4 protein-coding genes and 1 pseudogene are annotated in these 6,114 nt (G+C 64.4%); 1 reads left to right on the forward strand and 4 read right to left on the reverse strand.

Annotation, left to right across the window (positions count from 1 at the left end):
* The 4 genes and pseudogenes from EN742_RS20800 to EN742_RS20815 form a co-directional block, all read right to left on the reverse strand.
* Positions 1 to 1,439, reverse strand: a pseudogene (locus EN742_RS20800) (S9 family peptidase); the annotation flags it as partial.
* 106 nt (positions 1,440 to 1,545) lie between these two features.
* The gene (locus EN742_RS20805) at positions 1,546 to 2,706 is read right to left on the reverse strand and encodes an MFS transporter (protein WP_126054115.1); all 1,161 of its coding nucleotides are present in this window, start codon (positions 2,704 to 2,706) and stop codon (positions 1,546 to 1,548) included.
* A 22-nt stretch (positions 2,707 to 2,728) separates the two neighbouring features.
* A complete protein-coding gene (locus EN742_RS39490; RefSeq protein ID WP_245455449.1) occupies positions 2,729 to 2,899 on the reverse strand; it encodes a hypothetical protein in 171 nt (56 codons plus the stop codon).
* A gap of 108 nt (positions 2,900 to 3,007) precedes the next feature.
* Positions 3,008 to 4,915: a phospholipase D-like domain-containing protein gene (locus EN742_RS20815; protein ID WP_126054114.1), complete on the reverse strand. Its 1,908-nt coding sequence runs from the start codon at positions 4,913 to 4,915 to the stop codon at positions 3,008 to 3,010.
* 203 nt (positions 4,916 to 5,118) lie between these two features.
* Here EN742_RS20815 and EN742_RS20820 point away from each other — a divergent pair.
* The coding region (locus tag EN742_RS20820; RefSeq protein WP_189375493.1) for a trimethylamine methyltransferase family protein at positions 5,119 to 6,114 on the forward strand (996 nt) is incomplete at its 3' end.

Below are 6,114 nucleotides of genomic sequence, written 5' to 3' on the forward strand. Positions count from 1 at the left end.
GCGCACGCCGGCATAGCCCGGCAGAAGCGGCACCTCGAAGCCGCCATAGCCGTAGAGCAGCGTCGGCACCGGTCCGCCCTGGTCGCGCCGCCTGACCACGAAATAGGGGATCATCGTGCCATCGCTCGAGCGTGCCTCGAACTGTTCGGAGATGAAGGGCGAGGCATCGAAGCGCGCCGGCTGCGCCTTCACTGTCTTCAGCGTCTCGCCGTCGTCGTCCGACCAGATGATCGAGCTCGGCGTCAGGAAATCGGTGAAGGAGAACGAGACACTGGCGCCGAAATGCTCCGCATGGCTGATGCCAACATTGCCGTTTTCGGGCAGACCGACTGGCTTCAGCGACCAGCTTTTTCCCGTCCGGTCGCAAGCGACGACTTTACCGCGCACACATTGTCCATCAGGTTGATGAACAGCCGCTGATCGGTGCGGGCCAACCCAGCGATCGAAACGCGAGGCGCCGGCGCGAGTACGGTTTCGACCGGTCCCAGCACGCTGGTGTCGATCCAACGTCCGAAATCCAGTGAGTAAAGCCCATCGGGCAGGCAGCGCGTGCCGTCCGGCGCCGTCCACGGGCTGCGCACGCCGAAGACGAGTTGTCCGTGGAAGATCGCGGTGTCGGTCGCGTCGTCTGGCAGCGGGATGCGTCGGTTCTCGCCGGAAGCGAGCCGCAGGAAGCTGTGCGAGGAGAAGAAGTCGATGGTGCGGGCCAGGAACAGATGCCGCCTGTTGCCGTCGATCTCGACCCCGCCGCCAGCCGCAAGATCCTGCTTGTCGGCCTCGAAGATCGGCGTGGCGTCTTCAAGCCTGGTGCCGCGCTTCCACAGCTTGACCACGCGCGGATAGCCGGACTGCGTCTTGTCGTCCTCCTCGAAGGCCGCCGAGACGATGACGGTGCCCTCGTCCAGCCAGGAAAAACCCGACTTCGAGGCGGGCGCACGAAAACCGCCTTCGACGAAGGACTTCGCGGCGATGTCGAATTCGCGCATTTCACTGGCATCGCCGCCGTCCGGCGACATGCTCACCAGGCAGCGGTTGAAATCCGGGTAAAGCCGGCTCGCACCGCTGAACACCCATTTGACGCCCTCTTTGGCCGAGAGCACGTCGAAATCGATGATCGTCTCCCATTCGGGCTTTTCGGTCTTGTAGGAAGCGACCGTCGTGCGGCGCCACAGGCCCAGCACGTTGGTCTTGTCCTGCCAGAAATTGTACACATGGCCGTTGATTGCCGCTCCGACCGGGATGTTGTCCTCGGCCGTCATCAGGTCGAGCGCGGTTTCGAACGAAGCCTGGTAGCCGGGATCCCCCTGCAATTCGACGACGGTGACCCCGTTCTGAGCGTGCACCCAGTCGAGCGCCTCCTTGCTGCTGCGGTCTTCCAGCCAGAGATAGGGATCGTGGGCGGCCGGTTCAGTCTGGCTCTTTGTCGTCGATTGGGTCACGCGCGATCTCCGAAGGCATTGTCAGGCGGTTTCGCCTACATCGCCTCACGGACGCCCACATTCAAGATGGCAACGACAGCTTGTCGCGACGAAAGCGGCCTTTCGTTCACACCACACGCCTGCGTAAAACGGTCGCCACCGCCAGCGCAGCGCAAATCGTGCCGAGCGTGATCGGCAGACCGGAGGCGCCGATCGCATCCATGACGCCGCCGGTGAGCGGCGGCACCAGGATGCCGCCGACGCCCCACATCAGCGAGAAGGCGGCATTGCCGGCGACCAGCGCCGAGCCCGTGAAGCGCTCGCCGAGTTCGATGATCGACATCGTATAGATGCCGTAGGAGACAGCCCCCCAGATGAACACGCAGGGCCAGATCAACGGCGTCTCGATGAGCAGCGGCAACAGCACGCAGCCGAGCACGGTGAGCGCCACGCACAGGAATCGCACCAGGCGCGCCGTCAGCCGTTCGGCCAGCAGGCCGAGCGGCACCTGCATGGCGATGTTGCCGGCGATCATCGCCGACAGCAGCGCCGACATGCTGGCCTCGGCAATGCCGTAGTGGGTGCCGTAGACCGGCAGCAGCGCCAGCACCGCCTGCTCGAAGCCGGCGGCCACGACCACGGCGGCGAGCAGCAGCCATGCCTTTGGCATGAAGCCCATCACCGAAACCTGGTGTCCGGCCTCGTCGACCTTGGGCAGGCGCCCGAGCACCAGCGCCAGGCAGCCGCCGCAGAAGACAAACGCGGAGATGCCGACCAGGAATGGCGGCCAGCCCTCGGTGCCGACCGCAAGCAGGCAGAGCGGACCTGTGGCGAAGCCGGCCGAAATGACAGTCGAATATACGCCCATGACGCGGCCGCGGCGCGACGGTGGCGCCAGCGCGATCACCCAGATTTCGCTGAGAACATAGAGCGGGTTGGTGACGACGCCGATCAGGAAGCGCAGCGGGAACCACAGATAGACGTTCTGCGTCCAGCCGACCAGCGCCAGCGCGAGCGCGGAAAGCGCGGCGCAGGTAAGTGCTGTCCGCCCTGGGCCGAAACGGCGCGCCAGCGCCGGGATCATCGGCGAGGACAGGATGAAGCCGATCGGCGTCATCGCCGCCGAAAGGCCGATCATCGCCGGCGAGATGCCCTGGCGCTGCAGGATGAAGCTGAGCAGCGGGTAGCTTAAACCTTGCGCTATGGCGAAGACCGAGACGGTCGCGATCACGCCGGTGATCGCCGCCCATTGCATTGTCTCGTCGCTGTTCGTTTCCGCAGCGCTCATGGCCATTCCTCCGCCGGCAGCCTTAGCGGTTCGGCTGAACAGCCGTAACCCCCTCGCCCGCGAAAACCGCTTGCTCCAGCCAAACCCTGTCAGGAACTTCGCGGCTGGCCGACCTGTAGAGCGCAACACCCACCAGCAGCGCATCGAGCCCGACGATCACCGCCGGCAGGCCAAGCGGGCCGATTGCCTGCATCAGCGCCCCGCCGCCGGGCGGGTCGACAATGCCGCCGGCGCCGACGTCAGCGAGAAGGCGGCATTGCCGGCCAACGGCCACTGCGCATGGAAGGCACGCGGACAAAGGCTACGGGAAATAGCGAGCGATCGCCCCCTTCTTGCCGTCGGCATAGGGCTTCAGCCACTTGTCGTCGATGGAAATCCCGTCGTCGGCCGAAGGCCCCTTTCCGATTGTCCGGCGCCAGGCGCGGAACTTGTAATGGTCGAAGACGTCGAGCATGTGCACCGCATAAGCGGCGGCAAAGGTTTTGTCGCCTTCGACGATGACCAGGTTCTCGTCATTTTCGTACGACGCCTTGTAGCCAAGGTTGTGGCTGCCGGTGATGACGGTGGCATTGTCCTCCATCGGATCGATGATGACGATCTTGTCGTGCACGATGGCGTGGCCAACGGTCAGCACCTCCGCCTGGAAATCGCGGGCGACTGTGGCGCCGGTCAGGTTTGCCGCCCTGACGATCGAGACGTTCGGCGCCTCCCAGACCTTCTCCGGATAGACGAAGGGCGACTTGCCGTCCTTGTTCGATTTGTGAGTCACCGGATCCTTGGTCGGCGCGACATAGTTGGGCATGGCGGTCTCGTCGCTGATCGCACCCTGCACGATCAGCTTCGGATCTGCATTCGCCGCCGCGACCGCCTGGTCAACGATCGAGTTCTCGCCGAGCCGCGACGGATTGAACACGAGGAAGAGCACCGCGCGCTTCGCCGCCTTGATGCGGGCGAAGACGTCCGCGAGGTCGACCGGGCGCACCGAGATATCCTTCTTGCTACGCTCGGGATCGTTCGGCGAAAACCACACCGTCATGCCGTCCAGCGGTGCCGAGGCGCCGTTCAGCGGGTTCGAAATGTGGTTTTCCGCGCGAAACGGCACGCCCTGCTTTTGCGCCACATGTCCGGCGGCACTTTCGCTCGCCGGCGGTGGGAAGACGTCGGCCTTCATGCGCTCCCAATAGGCATTGAACACTTCCGCAATCGCCGGGTCGTCGCGGATGAAGGCGTTGTTGGATTGCCCGCAGATGCCGGTCGAGGTCCAGTTGGTGCTGCCGGTCATCACCGCCTGTGGATTGCCCTGGGCATCGCGGTAGACGGCGAACTTGTTGTGGCCGATATGGTTGTTGTTGAACAGGCGGTCCGTCACCGTGACGCCAGCGTCGCGCAGGCGTTTCCTGAACGGCGCGTTACCGAAATCCCAGGCCTTCGTCTGGTCGTCTTTGCCCGAATTGGCAAGAATGACCTCGACGACATCCTTGGCGGCGACGATCGCGTCGCACAATTCGTCGTCGCCAAGCTCATAGAGCGCGAGCCTGACGGTGCCACCTTCGGCCTTGGCCCGCTTCATCAGGCTGGTCAGCACATCAGGCACATCTCCATGCAGATAGGCGCGTATCTTGCTCGCCGGGTTCTGCAGCTCCGCCCTGATCTTATCGCGCTGCCCGACCTTGATGCCGGCTTCCGCCAGTGCGCGCGACATCCACTGCGTCGACAAAACACCATTGGTGAAGGCGACCCGCGCCTTGCCGAACATCTGTCCGAGGAAGATCGGCGGGCTGACGGCGCCCTGGCCGAGATAGCCGAGCGGCCGCGGCGTTCCGGCATAGGCAGGTTTGCCGTCCACCACCTGGTCCGGACACACCGGCACCGGTTCGAGTCCCGGTTTCATGTCGCCAACCGGGCGCACGCGATAGGCGATCATCTCGCCTTCCGGCCTCAGATCGATGCTGTCGCGGCGCCGGCGCATCGTGAGGTCGCGCCAGAAGGTCTTCTGCACCGGCCAGACGCCGGTGTCCTGGGGTATCCACCTTGGATTGCGCTGTCCCTTGAACGGCACCCACGCCGCCAGGCAGCGCTCCTCCCCGGTGTCGGGATAGAGGCGGACGATCTCGAAGCCGAGGCAGCCCGGGATCATCCCGTCAATATCCCACGCCAGGAACGCGACCTCGTTGTTGGTCGCCGCACGCACTTTGATGACATCAGGCATCGCTACCCCCTCGAGATGCTCGGCGCACAAGTATAGCGGAAGTAAAAGACGGAACTGTAACAGGCTTCACGTTGCGGGACGGCAGGCGATCGGATGCCCTTCCGTCATGTCGCTTCCCTAATCCTAGTGGTCGCCGCCTCCTTACCGGCGGCATTGGCGGCGGTCCATTATGCCGCTCACTTTCGCATCCCATGAGGCTTTTCATGACCGCTGCCCTCCACCCCGCCGAACCGGCACTGGCAACCGATCGCGCCCGCCGTGGTGGCCGCGCGGGCAAGCGCGCCGGCGGCTCGGCTGCGTTCGAGCAGCCGCCCTTCCGGCAGCTGAGGAATCCGCTCACGCCGACCAGGCTGGTTTCCGACGACGAATTGGAATCGATCCACCTCGCTTCACTGCGGGTCTTGAAGGAGATCGGCGTCGACGTGCTGCATGACGAAGCGCGCCGCATCATGAAGGAACATGGAGCTGATGTGACCGCGGGCAGCGAGCGGGTGCGCTTCGACAGCGACCTAATCCTCGAATTGATCTCGCACTGCCCGTCGGAATTCACGCTGCATGCCCGCAACCCGGCGCACAATGTGCGCTTCGGCGGCAACAACGTGATCCTCTCGATGATGGCCTCGGCGCCCAACTGCTCCGATCTCGACCGCGGCCGCCGGCCGGGCAACCAGGCCGACTACCGCAACTTCCTGCGCCTGGCGCAGATGCACAACATCCTCAACTGCACCGGCGGCTATCCGGTCGAGCCGATCGACATCCACCCCTCGGTCCGGCACCTGGAATGCATCCGCGACCTCGCCATGCTGACCGACAAGGTGTTCCACGTCTATTCGCTCGGCAAGGAGCGCAATGTCGACGGCATCGAGATCGCCAGGATCGCGCGCGGCGTCAGCCATGAGCAGATGCTGGAAGAGCCTTCCGTCTTCACCATCATCAACACCAACTCGCCACTCAAGCTCGACGTGCCGATGATGGAAGGCATCATCCAGATGTCGAGCAAAGGCCAGGTCGTCCTCGTCACGCCGTTCACGCTGTCGGGCGCGATGGCGCCTGTCACAATCGCCGGCGCGCTGGTGCAGCAGAATGCGGAAGCGCTATCAGGCATCGCGTTTGCGCAGATGGTGAAGACAGGCGCGCCGGTCGGCTATGGCGGCTTCACCTCCAATGTCGACATGAAGTCGGGCGCGCCGGCCTTCGGC

This window comes from Mesorhizobium sp. M4A.F.Ca.ET.020.02.1.1 (genome assembly GCF_004022645.1).
In the GTDB taxonomy this organism is placed as follows: Bacteria; Pseudomonadota; Alphaproteobacteria; order Rhizobiales; family Rhizobiaceae; genus Mesorhizobium.